Below are 15,505 nucleotides of genomic sequence, written 5' to 3' on the forward strand. Positions count from 1 at the left end.
ATAAGGTCAACGGATTGGTCTGGTTTTACATAGTCTAGGGCTTATTCGTAGCCTAATTCGAAATACTTCCACTTTTTCGGCTATGTCCTGCTCATCAATAACAATGAACAAGGTAACGCAACAAATGTAACGTTTTATTAGCAACGGGTCTAATGCGATATTGCTCTCAATTTAAACAAGATGCTATTTTTTGGAGATTGATAAGGCACTAACGCCATATACGACTCATTAACTGGCACTAAATAAATAATTACAACAAAATTTCAGAGCAAAATATTGCAAGACAACAAAATTCCCAGTTCAAGAATGACGATTTGTTGTTGAGTTCAACACAAACAAAAATCCCCCAATAGCGGTCTAATGCTTTTGGGGGATTTTTAAACAATCAAAAAGTTAACTTTCAGAAATTTACTTGTTATCCGTTTTATCGGTGTACATTTCTTCGATTTCGTCTTGATACTTGTCGTTAATCACTTTACGACGCAGTTTTTGGGTCGGAGTCAGTTCACCGTCATCCATCGAGAACGCTTTAGGCAGCAGTTTAAACTTTTTCACCTGCTCAAACTTAGCTAACTCTTTCTGTAAGTCGTTAACGCGCTGCTCTAACATTTCAACGATTTGGTGATGCTTAATCAACTCAACACGGTCATGGTACTTAATGTTGAGCTCTTTCGCGTACTCTTCCAAAGAATCAAAACATGGCACGATCAGAGCCGACACAAATTTGCGCGTATCCGCAATGACGGCAATTTGCTCGATAAAGTGGTCTTTACCAATCGTTCCTTCAACCATTTGTGGTGCAATGTATTTGCCGTTCGAAGTTTTCATCAGCTCTTTGATGCGATCGGTAATAAACAAGTTACCATTCTCATCGATATGCCCCGCATCGCCCGTTTTGAGAAAACCATGCTCATCGAACGTTTTCGCGGTCTCTTCTGGCATTTTATAGTATCCGCGCATCACCATCGGACCACGAACTAAGATTTCGTTGTTCTCTCCGATCTTAACTTGCGCACCTGGCATCGCCATACCAATCGAGTCAGGGTTAAAACACTGATCGTCCCAACAAGAAATTGTGGCTGTAGTTTCCGTCATGCCGTAGCCGAGCTTGACGTTAATCCCGATCGCATGGAAGAAGCGACCAATGGTCTCATCCAATTTTGCGCCACCACATGGCATAAAGTTGATACGACCACCAAGCAGAGCTCGCAGCTTAGACAACACCAACTTGTCCGCAAGCTTATAGGCTTTTTTAAGTGCGAGTGACGGTTTGCGTCCTTCTTGGTGACAAACAGCCATCTTCGCCCCCATGTTCACAGCCCAGGTAAACATCACTTTACGGATGAACGGCGCTTTAGCCACTTTCTCATGGATAGCTGAGAAGATTTTCTCGTAGAAACGTGGTACCGCACTCATGACAGTAGGACGTACTTCACTCAGCGCATCACGCACTTGCATCGTGTCCTGCAGGTAGCAGTTGGTCGCGCCTTTATAAAGTACGTAGAAGGTCCAAGCACGCTCAAATACATGGGAAAGCGGCAAGAAACAGAGTGACACATCGTCTTCGGTTAGACTCAAGCGTTGATCGTGGCCTTCCAACTGAGCACCAATATTCGCGTAATCTAACATCACCCCTTTCGGCTGCCCCGTGGTACCAGAGGTGTAGATAAGAGTCAGGAGATCATCAAAGTTAGCATCGGACAAACGCTGCTCGAGTTCATGACTCTCTTGTTTATCGCCTTTGGCAACGAACTGTTTCCAATGCAAAGCAAACTCATTCTCGCCGATATCGATGCTCTCTGACATTGCAACGATCAGTTCTAGCTGTTCGCACTCTTCGAATATCGAGACTGCGGCATCAAATTGTGGCTGCTCACCGACAAACAGCACTTTCACATCGGCATTTTGTAGAATATAAGCGGACTGCGCAGCTGTGTTGGTGGGGTAGATTGGCACCGTGACTCCGCGCAGTTGCAACGCAGCAAAGTCAGCAATCGTCCATTGAGGCATATTGTTAGAGAAGATCCCTATCTTATCCTGGACTTGAAAGCCTTGAGCCAATAATGCCAGTGAAAGTTCATCCACTTGCTGACCAAACTGCTTCCAGCTGATGCCGTTCCACATATTGCCCACTTTATGTTTAAGAGCAATACGATCACCGCCTTTGGCAATCTGTTCACGAATTCGTTTTACGATATGAAAATCTAAGTTGGCCATCTTTCTTACCTTTAGCTTACACCTGTAAGCTTTTTGAGCGCACAAGTGTACATTTCGCGTTATAAAAGGCAACTGACACGTATCAAAGTTATCAATTAAATAGTAAAAAACCTTGAATGACTTTTGGTCACCCAAGGTTTTATAAGGCGTTGTGGCGATTTACTAGTCGAGTGCGACGACTTCACCACAAATTATCATCAACTGGTCACGTAACCAGATATGACCTTTGTCTTTTTCGCTAGACTCATGCCAACTCAAGAAACCACTGATCTTCGCATTTTCAAATGGGAAATCGAGGATTTGCAGCTGCTCTTTGTTTGCCGCGTTTTCTACCATCCAACGTGGTGCGATAGTCACTAGCTCGGATTGACCAACCACATACAGTACATTGCTCAAGCTGGTGCCCTCGTAATACGCTTGCACATCCATTTCGCGGTAGGCTTGCTCAGAGAAGCTACGTTGACCGTGAACACGAGACAGTTTGGCATGACGCTCGACACGCAACTCCTCAGCCGTTACCTCCGCTTGAATGCGTGGGTGAGATTTAGCAGCAACAACCACTAGTTCATCTTGGAAAATCTCAGTGCTAGAGAAACCTTGATCATCAAAACGTGCATAATCGATCACGAAATCTATTTCTTGGTAGCGCATGCGCTCAGCGAGGTGACGGTCAAACTCGGCATCAAGATGAAGCTGTACGTTTGGCGCTTGATCGTGAATCGTCGACATAATCTTCGGTGCAAAACGCATGTCACAAGGGCTGCAAATCGCCAGCTTAAATAGACGAGTTGAAGTTTCTGGTGAAAAAATTGAGCTTGGCAGTTCGTTACGAATCAACTGTAATGCTTGACGCACTGGACCGAACAATTGGCGAGCGCGTTGCGTTGGTTGAATACCACGACCTTGGCGCATAAACAGCTCGTCATTGAACATCACTTTTAATCTCGCAACGGCATTACTTACAGCCGGTTGTGACATGCCAAGATTGTGGGCAGCGCGAGTAATGTTTTGCTCTTGCATTACCGCGTCAAAAACAGTGAGAAGGTTTAAATCTACTCCACGCAGCGTACTTTCCATGCGGTAGCTAGCAATAGCACTCATAGACTCTTTTTTATCAAACATGGGTCAAGCCTCTTAAATTCGTCAGTGTAAATGGTTCTAGAAGTCAGTAGCAGTTAGGAATAGATAACCTGCACTTTGTTATATTTACTTGTTAGATGAGTTCTAACGAATTACTACTATCAACGAATCAATTAAGGACTAGCAACAAGATTGATAATTAATCAGTATTTTTTACTTAAGCTTTAATATTATCAATACAAAACAACAACTTGAGAAAAGAATAAAAAAAAATCAAGCCGCGTTTAGAGTGTTTTATCTTCCGTTAATGTTTTTTCACGACATGCTAAACAAGGAAAAGCTCCTATAAACAGCGGTAATAGTTTGAGGGTTAAATACAAAAACAGCATCAATAGATAGATGCTGTTTTTGCCAATTTTGACGAGAGTTACACATTGGTGACATAACTGGGAAAATCAACTTGGTCCCATAGATTTGACGTCAACTCCGTCTGGTTGTCCCACTCTCCCTTCAATATCCAGTCGACAATCGCCGCCGCTACATCTGGGTAGTTAACACTCTCTGCCGGATCTTCATCCAACCACTGGCGAACCGTTGAAGCATCGAGATTTTCCATGCAGGTCGCCATGCCTAAATCTTCCAGTGTCGCCACATTGCTTAGCTGCTCAAACTGACCAATCAGCGGCTTCAACAACAGTTTCTTACCTAAGGTAAGCGCCTCTGAAGGCAACTCAAAACCGCCATTCGCCATAACGCCAGAGCAGCGATGCAAGTGGTGCTGGAACCCCGTTAAGCTAAGGGGCAGAAGTTGGATGTTCTCCAGCTGCTCTGCCTCGAGTACTTCTGGGTGATAACAAATGAAGGTCTGGCTAGAAAAGCGCAGCAGTAGATCAGAAATATCACTCAAACTCTCAAAAGGCAGGTATACGAGGACATACTCCTCGCAGCTAACAGGCACCGATTGAGTATGAACAATGGGTGGTAGAATGGGTTGTTCAAAATGATACCAATGCAAACCAATGTGATGGGTGGCTGGGGCAAAGTGTTCAATGATCGTTTTATCGAGCCAACTGGCTCCCTTTAATGGTACTGAGTGACGAAACGCATTCTGGTGACTGATGCTAATCACTGTTTTATTTTGTCTTTTTGCAGCCCAAGCCGACACGGGTTCGAAGTCATTCAAAACTAAATCGTAGTTAGACAGATCAAGCTGTTCGACTTCTCGGCAAAAAGCCAACGCACTGTTCTTTAGTGCCGTTCTAACATAACTCACCTTGCCGTTGTGAGTCACAAAGGTTAGCCCGCGTGCAACTCGATAATCCCCGAACTCCTCCATCGAAAAAAACTTATCTTTTTTACGCCCAGAGAATAGGAAGTCGACATCGATGCCACGTTGCTTGAGAGCATGACACATGGCCCTTGCCCGCGCGATATGTCCGTTCCCCGTTCCTTGTACACCATAAAGTATCTTCATTATTCACCTACACCAACAAAGCAATCGCGAATTGCGCACAGACAAGCCCGAGTATCGAACCCAAGACCACATCAGTCAGAAAATGAACGCCCAATAAGATTCTTGATGCGCCAATACAGCCTGCCCAAACGAGCGCAAACAGCCCCAGCGGCGGGAAACAGTAACTAATTAAACTGGCCATGAGAAACGCGGCAGCTGTATGACCAGAGGGCAAACTGTAACGATCAGAAGGGGTAATAAATGAGGTCACAAGCTCCGATAACTCTTGCGGTCTGCGACGTTTAAAAAGATTCTTGGCCACCCAATAAATCGGCAGCTCCATGGCAAACGCCAATAGACCCGCGAGCAAAAACAGCTGCCCTTTATCACCACCTAACCACCATGCGAGCAGACCAAGTACAATATAAAGATGTCCATCGCCAGTGTGCGAAACCGCTTTGCTCAGGCGAGAAAGTGGTAGTCGAAATCGATGTTGCAAGCAGAAAAGTGAAAATGCCAAATCCAATTTGGCAATGGGCTCAATAGAACGCATAACCTAGCTCCTCTCTTATCACTGCTCTCACAGTAAGGAGCCACAGTGACAAATGCGTGAAGCTTTCGCGGAAATACGATGACAGTTCGCTACCTATTTAAGGGTGTTATTGAATCTGGCAAAACAATGGGCAAATTCTATGCTTGGAAAAAAATTGACCATTTTCACTTTTAACGGTTGACGTTACGGTTTGAGTGCGGTACTAATTTGTTAACTTAAATTTGTGGATTATTTAACGCCCGTTTAAAGGAATCGTTAACAATGATGAACCGTTTTTCTATCCTGCTGAGCCTCCTCCTTATCGTGACATAATCGCGCGGGTAGGCTGTGGAAGAAAAACAACCACACAGAATTACACAAAACCCGCATTCAAATGCGGGTTTTTTTATACCTAGCTTTTGCAGCTAAGTAACGGAAGTAAACGATTAACTGGTGCAATGCACACCGAATCACTAAGGAAGCAAACATGAACGATCAAGTCATTATTTTCGACACCACATTACGTGATGGCGAACAAGCGTTGTCAGCAAGCTTGACGGTTAAAGAAAAACTGCAAATTGCCTATGCGCTAGAAAGGCTCGGCGTTGATGTTATTGAAGCGGGTTTTCCTGTCTCTTCACCTGGTGATTTCGAATCGGTGCAAACCATTGCTCGCAATGTCAAAAACAGCCGTATTTGTGCTCTTTCGCGTGCCGTTGCGAAAGACATTGATGCAGCCGCAGAAGCGCTAAAAGTCGCCGACCAATTCCGCATCCACACTTTTATTTCTACATCAACAGTCCACGTTCAAGACAAGTTACGCCGCAGCTACGATGATGTCGTTGAAATGGGCGTAAAAGCCGTCAAGCACGCTCGCCAATACACTGATGACGTTGAGTTTTCGTGTGAAGATGCAGGCCGCACACCGATCGACAACCTATGTCGAATGGTTGAAGCTGCGATCGATGCTGGCGCTCGCACCATCAACATCCCTGATACCGTGGGCTACACAGTTCCCAACGAGTTTGGCGGTATTATCCAAACCTTATTCAACCGTGTACCAAACATCGATAAGGCGATCATCTCTGTTCACTGTCATGACGATCTAGGCATGTCGGTAGCCAACTCTATTGCCGCAGTACAAGCAGGCGCTCGTCAAATTGAAGGAACCATCAATGGTATCGGTGAACGTGCGGGTAACTGTTCACTAGAAGAAATAGCGATGATCATCAAAACTCGTCAAGAGCTGCTAGGTGTTCATACCGGTCTAAAACATGATGAAATTCACCGCACCAGTAAGTTAGTGAGCCAGCTTTGTAATATGCCGATTCAAAGCAACAAAGCGATTGTCGGCGCGAATGCATTTAGCCACTCTTCCGGCATTCACCAAGATGGCATGCTTAAGAACAAGAATACCTACGAGATCATGACGCCAGAGTCGATAGGTCTTAAGAATCAAGCCCTAAACCTAACCAGTCGAAGTGGTCGTGCCGCAGTTAAAAGTCATATGGATGCCATGGGCTACAAAGAAGACGAGTACAACCTAGACGCATTGTACGCTGACTTTTTAAAGCTAGCTGATCGCAAAGGCCAAGTGTTTGACTACGACTTAGAAGCGCTAATGCACTTCTCGAACTTGCGTGAAGAAGATGATTTCTACAAGTTGAACTACCTAAGCGTTCAATCAGGCAGCGTAATGGCAACAACCAGTATCAAGTTGCAATGTGGTGATGAAGAGCAATCCGAAGCCGCTGTGGGTAATGGTCCGGTAGATGCGCTTTACCAGTGTATCTATCGAGTAACGGGTTATGATATTGTCTTAGACAAGTTTGATTTAACAGCGAAAGGGGAAGGTGAAGATGGCCTAGGTCAGGCAGACATCATCGCTAACTATAAAGGCCGTAAATACCACGGCACTGGCGTATCTACCGATATTGTCGAAGCTTCTGGACAAGCATTGCTGCATGTTATTAACAGCATTCACCGTGCCGACAAAATCGCAGAAATCAAACAAAGCAAAATCGCAACAGTATAAAAGAGACTCTAGGGACGAGAGTCGTCCCTAGGGGGAAAACAAAAATTAAAGGAATAACATGACAGACAAATCATACAAAATCGCCGTTTTACCTGGCGATGGTATTGGCCCAGAAGTAATGGCTCAAGCGCATAAAGTGTTAGATGCGATTGAGAAAAAACACAGCATCCAATTTTCTCGCGAAGAGCACGACGTAGGTGGTATTGCTATCGACAACCACGGTTGCCCACTTCCAGACAGCACAGTAAAAGCGTGTGAAGAGTCAGATGCGGTGCTATTTGGATCGGTTGGCGGCCCTAAATGGGAACATCTTCCGCCAAACGACCAACCAGAGCGTGGTGCCCTATTGCCTCTTCGCAAGCACTTCCAACTTTTCTGTAACCTTCGCCCAGCGCAAATCCATAAAGGTCTAGAAGCATTCTCACCGCTTCGTGCAGACATTTCAGGCAACGGCTTCGATATCGTGGTTGTGCGTGAACTCACTGGCGGTATCTATTTCGGTCAACCAAAAGGCCGTGAAGGCGAAGGTCCAAACGAGAAAGCATTCGACACTGAGGTTTACCACCGTTTCGAGATTGAACGTATCGCTAAGATTGCCTTTGAGTCTGCTCGCCTACGTCGCAAAAAAGTATGCTCAATTGATAAAGCCAATGTACTGCAAAGCTCTATTCTATGGCGTGAAGTGGTCGAAGAGATCGCGAAAGACTACCCAGACGTTGAGCTATCACACATGTACATCGATAACGCGACAATGCAGCTAATCAAAGATCCTGCACAGTTCGATGTAATGCTTTGTTCAAATATCTTTGGCGATATCATCTCTGATGAGTGTGCCATGATCACAGGCTCAATGGGCATGCTTCCTTCGGCATCACTGAACGAGAGTAAGTTTGGTCTATATGAGCCAGCTGGCGGCAGTGCACCAGACATCGCTGGTAAAAACATTGCCAATCCTGTGGCGCAAATTCTATCGGCAGCACTCATGCTGCGTTATAGCCTAGGTGAAGAAGCAGCAGCGCAAGATATTGAAACTGCGGTATCGAAAGCGCTATCAGCAGGTGAACTAACGGGCGACCTATCGGGCGATAAGCCAGCGCTATCGACTTCAGAGATGGGCGATAAGATCGCTGAGTACATCTTGAACTCTTAATTTACGCAGACAGATAATAATTATTCGCTCCTGATATGCCGTTGTCAGGAGCCATACACAGGATTGTGATAATGGGTAAAACATTATACGAAAAAGTCTACGACGCACACGTCGCCGTAGCCGCTGAGGGTGAGAACCCAATTCTTTACATTGACCGCCACTTAGTACACGAAGTAACGTCACCTCAGGCATTCGACGGTCTGCGTGAAAAAGGCCGTAAGGTTCGCCAAGTAAGTAAAACATTTGCAACCATGGACCACAACGTTTCGACGCAAACTAAAGACATCAACGCATCAGGCGAAATGGCTCGCATCCAAATGGAAACGCTATCAAAGAACTGTGAAGAGTTTGGTGTGACGCTTTACGATATTAACCACAAATACCAAGGTATTGTGCACGTAATGGGTCCAGAACTTGGTATCACTCTACCAGGCATGACGATTGTTTGTGGTGACTCACACACGGCAACGCACGGCGCATTCGGCTCACTAGCATTTGGTATCGGTACTTCAGAAGTTGAGCACGTTCTAGCGACCCAAACGCTAAAGCAAGCACGTGCTAAAACGATGAAGATTGAAGTAAAAGGCAAGGTAACTCCTGGCATCACAGCAAAAGATATCGTACTTGCCATCATCGGTGAAACAACCGCTGCGGGCGGAACTGGCTACGTCGTTGAGTTCTGTGGTGAAGCGATTACTGATCTTACGATGGAAGGTCGTATGACAGTATGTAACATGGCTATCGAGTTAGGTGCCAAAGCAGGTCTTATCGCGCCAGACGAAACGACATTCGAATACATCAAAGGTCGTAAGTTCGCGCCTCAAGGCAAAGATCTAGAAGCCGCGATTGAATACTGGTCATCACTAAAAACTGACGATGACGCTGAGTTTGATGCTGTCGTAACACTTAACGCAGCGGATATCAAACCTCAGGTTACTTGGGGCACTAACCCAGGCCAGGTCATCGCGGTCGATGAACCAATTCCTACTCCGGAAAGCTTCGCAGATCCTGTCGAAAAAGCATCAGCAGAAAAAGCATTGGCTTACATGGGCCTAGAAGCAGGCAAAGCGCTATCCGACTACAAAGTCGATAAAGTATTTGTCGGTTCGTGTACAAACTCTCGTATCGAAGATATGCGCGCTGCCGCGGAAGTAGCCAAAGGTCGTAAAGTAGCTGATAACGTTCAAGCGCTTATCGTTCCGGGCTCTGAGCAAGTTAAGGCTCAAGCGGAAGCAGAAGGCTTAGATGTGATCTTTAAAGATGCAGGTTTTGAGTGGCGCCTACCAGGTTGCTCTATGTGTCTAGCGATGAACAATGACCGCCTAGGTCCGCACGAACGTTGCGCGTCTACCTCAAACCGTAACTTTGAAGGTCGCCAAGGCCGTGACGGTCGTACCCACTTAGTGAGCCCTGCTATGGCAGCAGCAGCAGCGATTGCTGGTCACTTTGTTGATATTCGTGAATTGGATTAAGGAGCAAACAAATGTCAGGTTTTAAACAACACACAGGCTTGGTTGTTCCTCTAGATGCAGCGAACGTTGACACCGATGCAATTATTCCTAAGCAGTTCCTACAAAAGGTATCTCGTCTAGGTTTTGGTAAGCATCTATTTCACGACTGGCGCTTCCTAGATGACGCTGGCGAGCAACCAAACCCAGAATTTGTAATGAATGCTCCTCGCTACCAAGGCGCTTCAATTCTACTGGCTCGCGAAAACTTTGGCTGTGGTTCATCACGTGAACACGCGCCTTGGGCATTAGCAGATTACGGTATAAAAGCGATGATCGCACCGAGCTTTGCGGATATCTTCTACGGTAACTCAATCAACAACCAGATGGTTCCTGTTCGTCTGACTGAGCAAGAAGTCGATGAAATCTTCCAATTTGTTGAAGCAAATGAAGGCGCACAAGTTGAAGTTGATCTAGAAGCAAATGTGGTTCGAGCAAATGGCAAAGAGTACTCATTTGAAATTGATGAGTTCCGTCGCCACTGTCTACTAAACGGCTTAGATAACATCGGCCTCACGCTGCAACACGAAGATAAGATCGCAGAGTTTGAGGCAAAGATCCCGAGCTTCCTAAAATAAGCTAGACTGGGAAACAGATACAAAAAGGTTGGCTCCGGCTAACCTTTTTTGTTTTTTACGAAACAAATTCTCCCTAACCTTGGTCTAGTAACTAAAGCTCATCGATAAAGAGATCGCATCTAATGGTACGTATTGTCACATTATTTCTTACATTGGTTTCATTCCATGTGTTTTCCGCGCCTAAATCCGAATTGTGGCCTTTTTGGCAGCAGTCAGATCAAAGTAATCCTGCAACTATCTCTCATGCCAAATGGCAGACTTTTTTAGACAAGTATTTAATACAGGAGGGGCAGTACACCTTAGTTAAGTACGGCTCTGTCTCTACGCCAGACAAGCAAAAATTGAATCAGTACATAACGACACTCGCGGCTATTGATCCTAGAGAATATTCGTTGAATGAGCAGTACGCCTACTGGGTTAATCTATACAATGCGATTACTGTCGAACTGATTCTTAATGACTACCCAGTGAAATCGATAACGAAGCTGGGGGGGCTTTTTAGCTTTGGCCCATGGGGTGATGAAGTGGTTACCGTCGCTGGTAAAAAGCTCACTCTCAACGATATTGAGCATCGCATCCTCCGCCCAATCTGGAATGACCCTCGCACTCACTATGCAGTGAACTGTGCCAGCCTAGGTTGTCCAAACTTACAGCTCCAAGCATTTACTGCTGGTAACACGGAGCAGCTGCTAGAGAAAGCAGCAATGGAGTTCATTAATAGCGATAAAGGTGTTTTGTATACGAGTAGTCACGTCCAGCTTTCATCTATTTATGATTGGTTTGCTGATGATTTTGGTAACGAACAAGAATTGATTCAACACTTAGCCAAATATCGCACTGAACTGACTAAGCTGAGTGGAAAGTTTAGCTACGAGTATGACTGGAATCTGAACGACAAAAAGTAGCAATATAGAAAACATTAAGAAGGTTGGTATTCAGTACCAGCCTTTTTTGTCATTGCAGTTAAGCCTTTATCAAGAATAAATGACGAAGCGGCTGGGTTTACACACAAGCAGGGCTCATTGTTCTTAGACTAAAATCATCCCGTAGATACAAAAAGACCCCAGCATTGCTGCTGAGGTCTGGAATAAGTGGCGGACGGTCGGAGTTGCGGGCAACCGGGACTCGTTCCCTGAAAAGGGAAAATATCCTTGCTTTAAAATGAAAACAGCCTAGTCATAAGACCAGGCTTTCTGAATAAGTGGCTGACGGCTGGGGTTGCAGGCAACCGGGACTCGTTGGTCACAGACCAAAACAATACCGTAGATACCAAAAGACCCCAGCATTACTGCTGAGGTCTAGAATAAATGGCGGAGCGGTCGGACTTGCGCTCAAGCGGGACTCGTTGGTCGCAGACCAAAATAATACCGCACATACAAAAAGACCTTAGCATTTCTACTGAGGTCTGGAATAAGTGGCGGAGCGGACGGGACTCGAACCCGCGACCCCCGGCGTGACAGGCCGGTATTCTAACCAACTGAACTACCGCTCCGCATTGGTTAGACTCTTGAGTCTAAATAAGAACCTGGCAATGTCCTACTCTCACATGGGGAAGCCCCACACTACCATCGGCGCTAATTCGTTTCACTTCTGAGTTCGGCATGGAATCAGGTGGGTCCAAATCGCTATGGTTACCAAGTAAAATTCTTTACGTTTTGCTTTAGGCTCTTCGTAAAAGCGTAAAACAAACTGTAAATGGTGCTGATACCCAGACTCGAACTGGGGACCTCATCCTTACCAAGGATGCGCTCTACCACCTGAGCTATATCAGCATCAAGATGTCCCTGTAGGACTAAAAAAGCCCGTTCTTGCAAACGGGCTCTTCTAAATTTAAAGCCTGGCGATGTCCTACTCTCACATGGGGAAGCCCCACACTACCATCGGCGCTAATTCGTTTCACTTCTGAGTTCGGCATGGAATCAGGTGGGTCCAAATCGCTATGGTCGCCAAGCAAATTCTTTAATCTGGAAAGCTGTTTGCGCTCTCAAAACACAATCAAGTAATTCTTCTATTGAGTCCATCAAAACCCTTTGGGTGTTGTATGGTTAAGCCTCACGGGCAATTAGTACAGGTTAGCTCAATGCCTCACAGCACTTACACACCCTGCCTATCAACGTTCTAGTCTCGAACAACCCTTTAGGACCCTCAAGGGGTCAGGGAAGACTCATCTCAGGGCTCGCTTCCCGCTTAGATGCTTTCAGCGGTTATCGATTCCGAACTTAGCTACCGGGCAATGCGTCTGGCGACACAACCCGAACACCAGAGGTTCGTCCACTCCGGTCCTCTCGTACTAGGAGCAGCCCCCTTCAATCTTCCAACGCCCACGGCAGATAGGGACCGAACTGTCTCACGACGTTCTAAACCCAGCTCGCGTACCACTTTAAATGGCGAACAGCCATACCCTTGGGACCGACTTCAGCCCCAGGATGTGATGAGCCGACATCGAGGTGCCAAACACCGCCGTCGATATGAACTCTTGGGCGGTATCAGCCTGTTATCCCCGGAGTACCTTTTATCCGTTGAGCGATGGCCCTTCCATTCAGAACCACCGGATCACTATGACCTGCTTTCGCACCTGCTCGAATTGTCATTCTCGCAGTCAAGCGGGCTTATGCCATTGCACTAACCTCACGATGTCCAACCGTGATTAGCCCACCTTCGTGCTCCTCCGTTACTCTTTGGGAGGAGACCGCCCCAGTCAAACTACCCACCAGGCACTGTCCGCAACCCCGATGAGGGGTCAACGTTAGAACATCAACACTACAAGGGTGGTATTTCAAGGACGGCTCCACCGATACTGGCGTACCGGGTTCAAAGCCTCCCACCTATCCTACACATGTAGGGTCAATGTTCAGTGCCAAGCTGTAGTAAAGGTTCACGGGGTCTTTCCGTCTAGCCGCGGGTACACTGCATCTTCACAGCGATTTCAATTTCACTGAGTCTCGGGTGGAGACAGCGTGGCCATCATTACGCCATTCGTGCAGGTCGGAACTTACCCGACAAGGAATTTCGCTACCTTAGGACCGTTATAGTTACGGCCGCCGTTTACCGGGGCTTCGATCAAGAGCTTCGTGCAAGCACTAACCCCATCAATTAACCTTCCGGCACCGGGCAGGCGTCACACCGTATACGTCATCTTACGATTTTGCACAGTGCTGTGTTTTTAATAAACAGTTGCAGCCACCTGGTATCTGCGACTCTCAATAGCTCCATCCGCAAGGGACTTCACCGTCAAGAGCGTACCTTCTCCCGAAGTTACGGTACCATTTTGCCTAGTTCCTTCACCCGAGTTCTCTCAAGCGCCTTGGTATTCTCTACCCGACCACCTGTGTCGGTTTGGGGTACGATTCCTTACAATCTGAAGCTTAGAGGCTTTTCCTGGAAGCATGGCATCAATGACTTCACACCCGTAGGTGCTCGACGTCGTGTCTCAGCCTTAAAGAGAGCCGGATTTACCTAACTCTCAAGCCTACGCACTTGAACCTGGACAACCGTCGCCAGGCCCACCTAGCCTTCTCCGTCCCCCCATCGCAATTGTAAGAAGTACGGGAATATTAACCCGTTTCCCATCGACTACGCCTTTCGGCCTCGCCTTAGGGGTCGACTTACCCTGCCCCGATTAACGTTGGACAGGAACCCTTGGTCTTCCGGCGAGGAGGTTTTTCACCCCCTTTATCGTTACTCATGTCAGCATTCGCACTTCTGATACCTCCAGCATGCTTTACAACACACCTTCAACGGCTTACAGAACGCTCCCCTACCCAATGACTAAAAGTCATTGCCGCAGCTTCGGTTTATAGCTTAGCCCCGTTACATCTTCCGCGCAGGCCGACTCGACTAGTGAGCTATTACGCTTTCTTTAAATGATGGCTGCTTCTAAGCCAACATCCTAGCTGTCTAAGCCTTCCCACATCGTTTCCCACTTAGCTATAATTTGGGACCTTAGCTGGCGGTCTGGGTTGTTTCCCTCTCCACGACGGACGTTAGCACCCGCCGTGTGTCTCCCGGATAGTACTTACTGGTATTCGGAGTTTGCAAAGGGTTGGTAAGTCGGGATGACCCCCTAGCCTTAACAGTGCTCTACCCCCAGTAGTATTCGTCCGAGGCTCTACCTAAATAGATTTCGGGGAGAACCAGCTATCTCCAGGTTTGATTGGCCTTTCACCCCTAGCCACAAGTCATCCGCTAATTTTTCAACATTAGTCGGTTCGGTCCTCCAGTTGATGTTACTCAACCTTCAACCTGCCCATGGCTAGATCACCTGGTTTCGGGTCTATATCCAGCAACTCGACGCCCAGTTAAGACTCGATTTCTCTACGGCTCCCCTAGATGGTTAACCTTGCTACTGAATATAAGTCGCTGACCCATTATACAAAAGGTACGCAGTCACAGGACGAAGCCTGCTCCTACTGCTTGTACGTACACGGTTTCAGGTTCTATTTCACTCCCCTCACAGGGGTTCTTTTCGCCTTTCCCTCACGGTACTGGTTCACTATCGGTCAGTCAGTAGTATTTAGCCTTGGAGGATGGTCCCCCCATATTCAGACAGGATATCACGTGTCCCGCCCTACTCGATTTCACTGAACACACATCGTCAACTACGGGACTATCACCCTGTATCGTCGGACTTTCCAGACCGTTCGTCTAACGTGTGTAAAGCTTAAGGGCTAGTCCAATTTCGCTCGCCGCTACTTTCGGAATCTCGGTTGATTTCTTTTCCTCGGGGTACTTAGATGTTTCAGTTCCCCCGGTTCGCCCTGTTAACCTATGTATTCAGTTAACAGTAACTGCTTATGCAGTTGGGTTTCCCCATTCGGAAATCCCAGACTCAAATGGTTTTTACTACCTAATCTGGGCTTATCGCAAGTTAATACGTCCTTCATCGCCTCTGACTGCCAAGGCATCCACCGTGTACGCTTAGTCACTTAACCATACAACCCCAAAGGGTCTTT

At 46.7% G+C, this 15,505-nt stretch carries 9 protein-coding genes, 2 tRNA genes and 3 rRNA genes; 5 read left to right on the forward strand and 9 right to left on the reverse strand.

What is annotated here, in order from left to right:
* Nucleotides 1–408: 408 nt before the first annotated feature.
* The 4 genes from U9J37_RS09055 to U9J37_RS09070 all read right to left on the reverse strand — a co-directional run bounded on the left by U9J37_RS09055 (nucleotide 409) and on the right by U9J37_RS09070 (nucleotide 5,303).
* Nucleotides 409–2,217, reverse strand: a complete 1,809-nt coding sequence (locus U9J37_RS09055; protein ID WP_005475511.1) for an AMP-dependent synthetase/ligase — start codon at nucleotides 2,215–2,217, stop codon at nucleotides 409–411.
* A 162-nt stretch (nucleotides 2,218–2,379) separates the two neighbouring features.
* Nucleotides 2,380–3,339 (reverse strand): transcriptional regulator LeuO, encoded by a 960-nt coding sequence (gene leuO, locus U9J37_RS09060; RefSeq protein WP_005475489.1) that lies wholly within the window; start codon nucleotides 3,337–3,339, stop codon nucleotides 2,380–2,382.
* Nucleotides 3,340–3,724: 385 nt separating this feature from the next.
* Nucleotides 3,725–4,771, reverse strand: coding sequence for an MJ1255/VC2487 family glycosyltransferase (locus U9J37_RS09065; RefSeq protein WP_043887331.1), 1,047 nt, complete (start codon nucleotides 4,769–4,771; stop codon nucleotides 3,725–3,727).
* 7 nt (nucleotides 4,772–4,778) lie between these two features.
* Complete coding sequence (locus U9J37_RS09070) at nucleotides 4,779–5,303, reverse strand: phosphatase PAP2 family protein (RefSeq protein WP_005475523.1); 525 nt, start codon at nucleotides 5,301–5,303, stop codon at nucleotides 4,779–4,781.
* A 466-nt stretch (nucleotides 5,304–5,769) separates the two neighbouring features.
* Between U9J37_RS09070 and leuA the strand changes: the two genes are divergently transcribed.
* From leuA to U9J37_RS09095, 5 genes are all read left to right on the forward strand, one after another.
* Nucleotides 5,770–7,317, forward strand: a complete 1,548-nt coding sequence (leuA, locus tag U9J37_RS09075; protein ID WP_005475499.1) for a 2-isopropylmalate synthase — start codon at nucleotides 5,770–5,772, stop codon at nucleotides 7,315–7,317.
* 58 nt (nucleotides 7,318–7,375) lie between these two features.
* Nucleotides 7,376–8,467, forward strand: a complete 1,092-nt coding sequence (gene leuB / locus U9J37_RS09080; protein ID WP_005475536.1) for a 3-isopropylmalate dehydrogenase — start codon at nucleotides 7,376–7,378, stop codon at nucleotides 8,465–8,467.
* Between the two features lie 71 nt (nucleotides 8,468–8,538).
* Entirely contained in the window at nucleotides 8,539–9,939 is a 1,401-nt protein-coding gene (gene leuC / locus U9J37_RS09085; RefSeq protein WP_005475507.1) for a 3-isopropylmalate dehydratase large subunit, read from the forward strand.
* 11 nt (nucleotides 9,940–9,950) lie between these two features.
* The gene (gene leuD / locus U9J37_RS09090) at nucleotides 9,951–10,553 is read left to right on the forward strand and encodes a 3-isopropylmalate dehydratase small subunit (protein WP_005475497.1); all 603 of its coding nucleotides are present in this window, start codon (nucleotides 9,951–9,953) and stop codon (nucleotides 10,551–10,553) included.
* A 122-nt stretch (nucleotides 10,554–10,675) separates the two neighbouring features.
* Complete coding sequence (locus U9J37_RS09095; RefSeq protein ID WP_005475493.1) at nucleotides 10,676–11,458, forward strand: DUF547 domain-containing protein; 783 nt, start codon at nucleotides 10,676–10,678, stop codon at nucleotides 11,456–11,458.
* 510 nt (nucleotides 11,459–11,968) lie between these two features.
* On the opposite strand, the gene U9J37_RS09100 is transcribed toward U9J37_RS09095, so the two are convergent.
* The 5 genes from U9J37_RS09100 to U9J37_RS09120 form a co-directional block, all read right to left on the reverse strand.
* A tRNA-Asp gene (locus tag U9J37_RS09100) sits at nucleotides 11,969–12,045 on the reverse strand.
* Nucleotides 12,046–12,076: 31 nt separating this feature from the next.
* Nucleotides 12,077–12,192 (reverse strand): 5S ribosomal RNA (gene rrf, locus U9J37_RS09105).
* 57 nt (nucleotides 12,193–12,249) lie between these two features.
* A tRNA-Thr gene (locus tag U9J37_RS09110) sits at nucleotides 12,250–12,325 on the reverse strand.
* Nucleotides 12,326–12,388: 63 nt separating this feature from the next.
* Nucleotides 12,389–12,504, reverse strand: a 5S ribosomal RNA gene (gene rrf / locus U9J37_RS09115).
* A 90-nt stretch (nucleotides 12,505–12,594) separates the two neighbouring features.
* Nucleotides 12,595–15,484 (reverse strand): 23S ribosomal RNA (locus tag U9J37_RS09120).
* Nucleotides 15,485–15,505 lie beyond the last annotated feature (21 nt).

The organism is Vibrio sp. 16, from assembly GCF_963681195.1.
In the GTDB taxonomy this organism is placed as follows: Bacteria; Pseudomonadota; Gammaproteobacteria; order Enterobacterales; family Vibrionaceae; genus Vibrio; species Vibrio sinaloensis_D.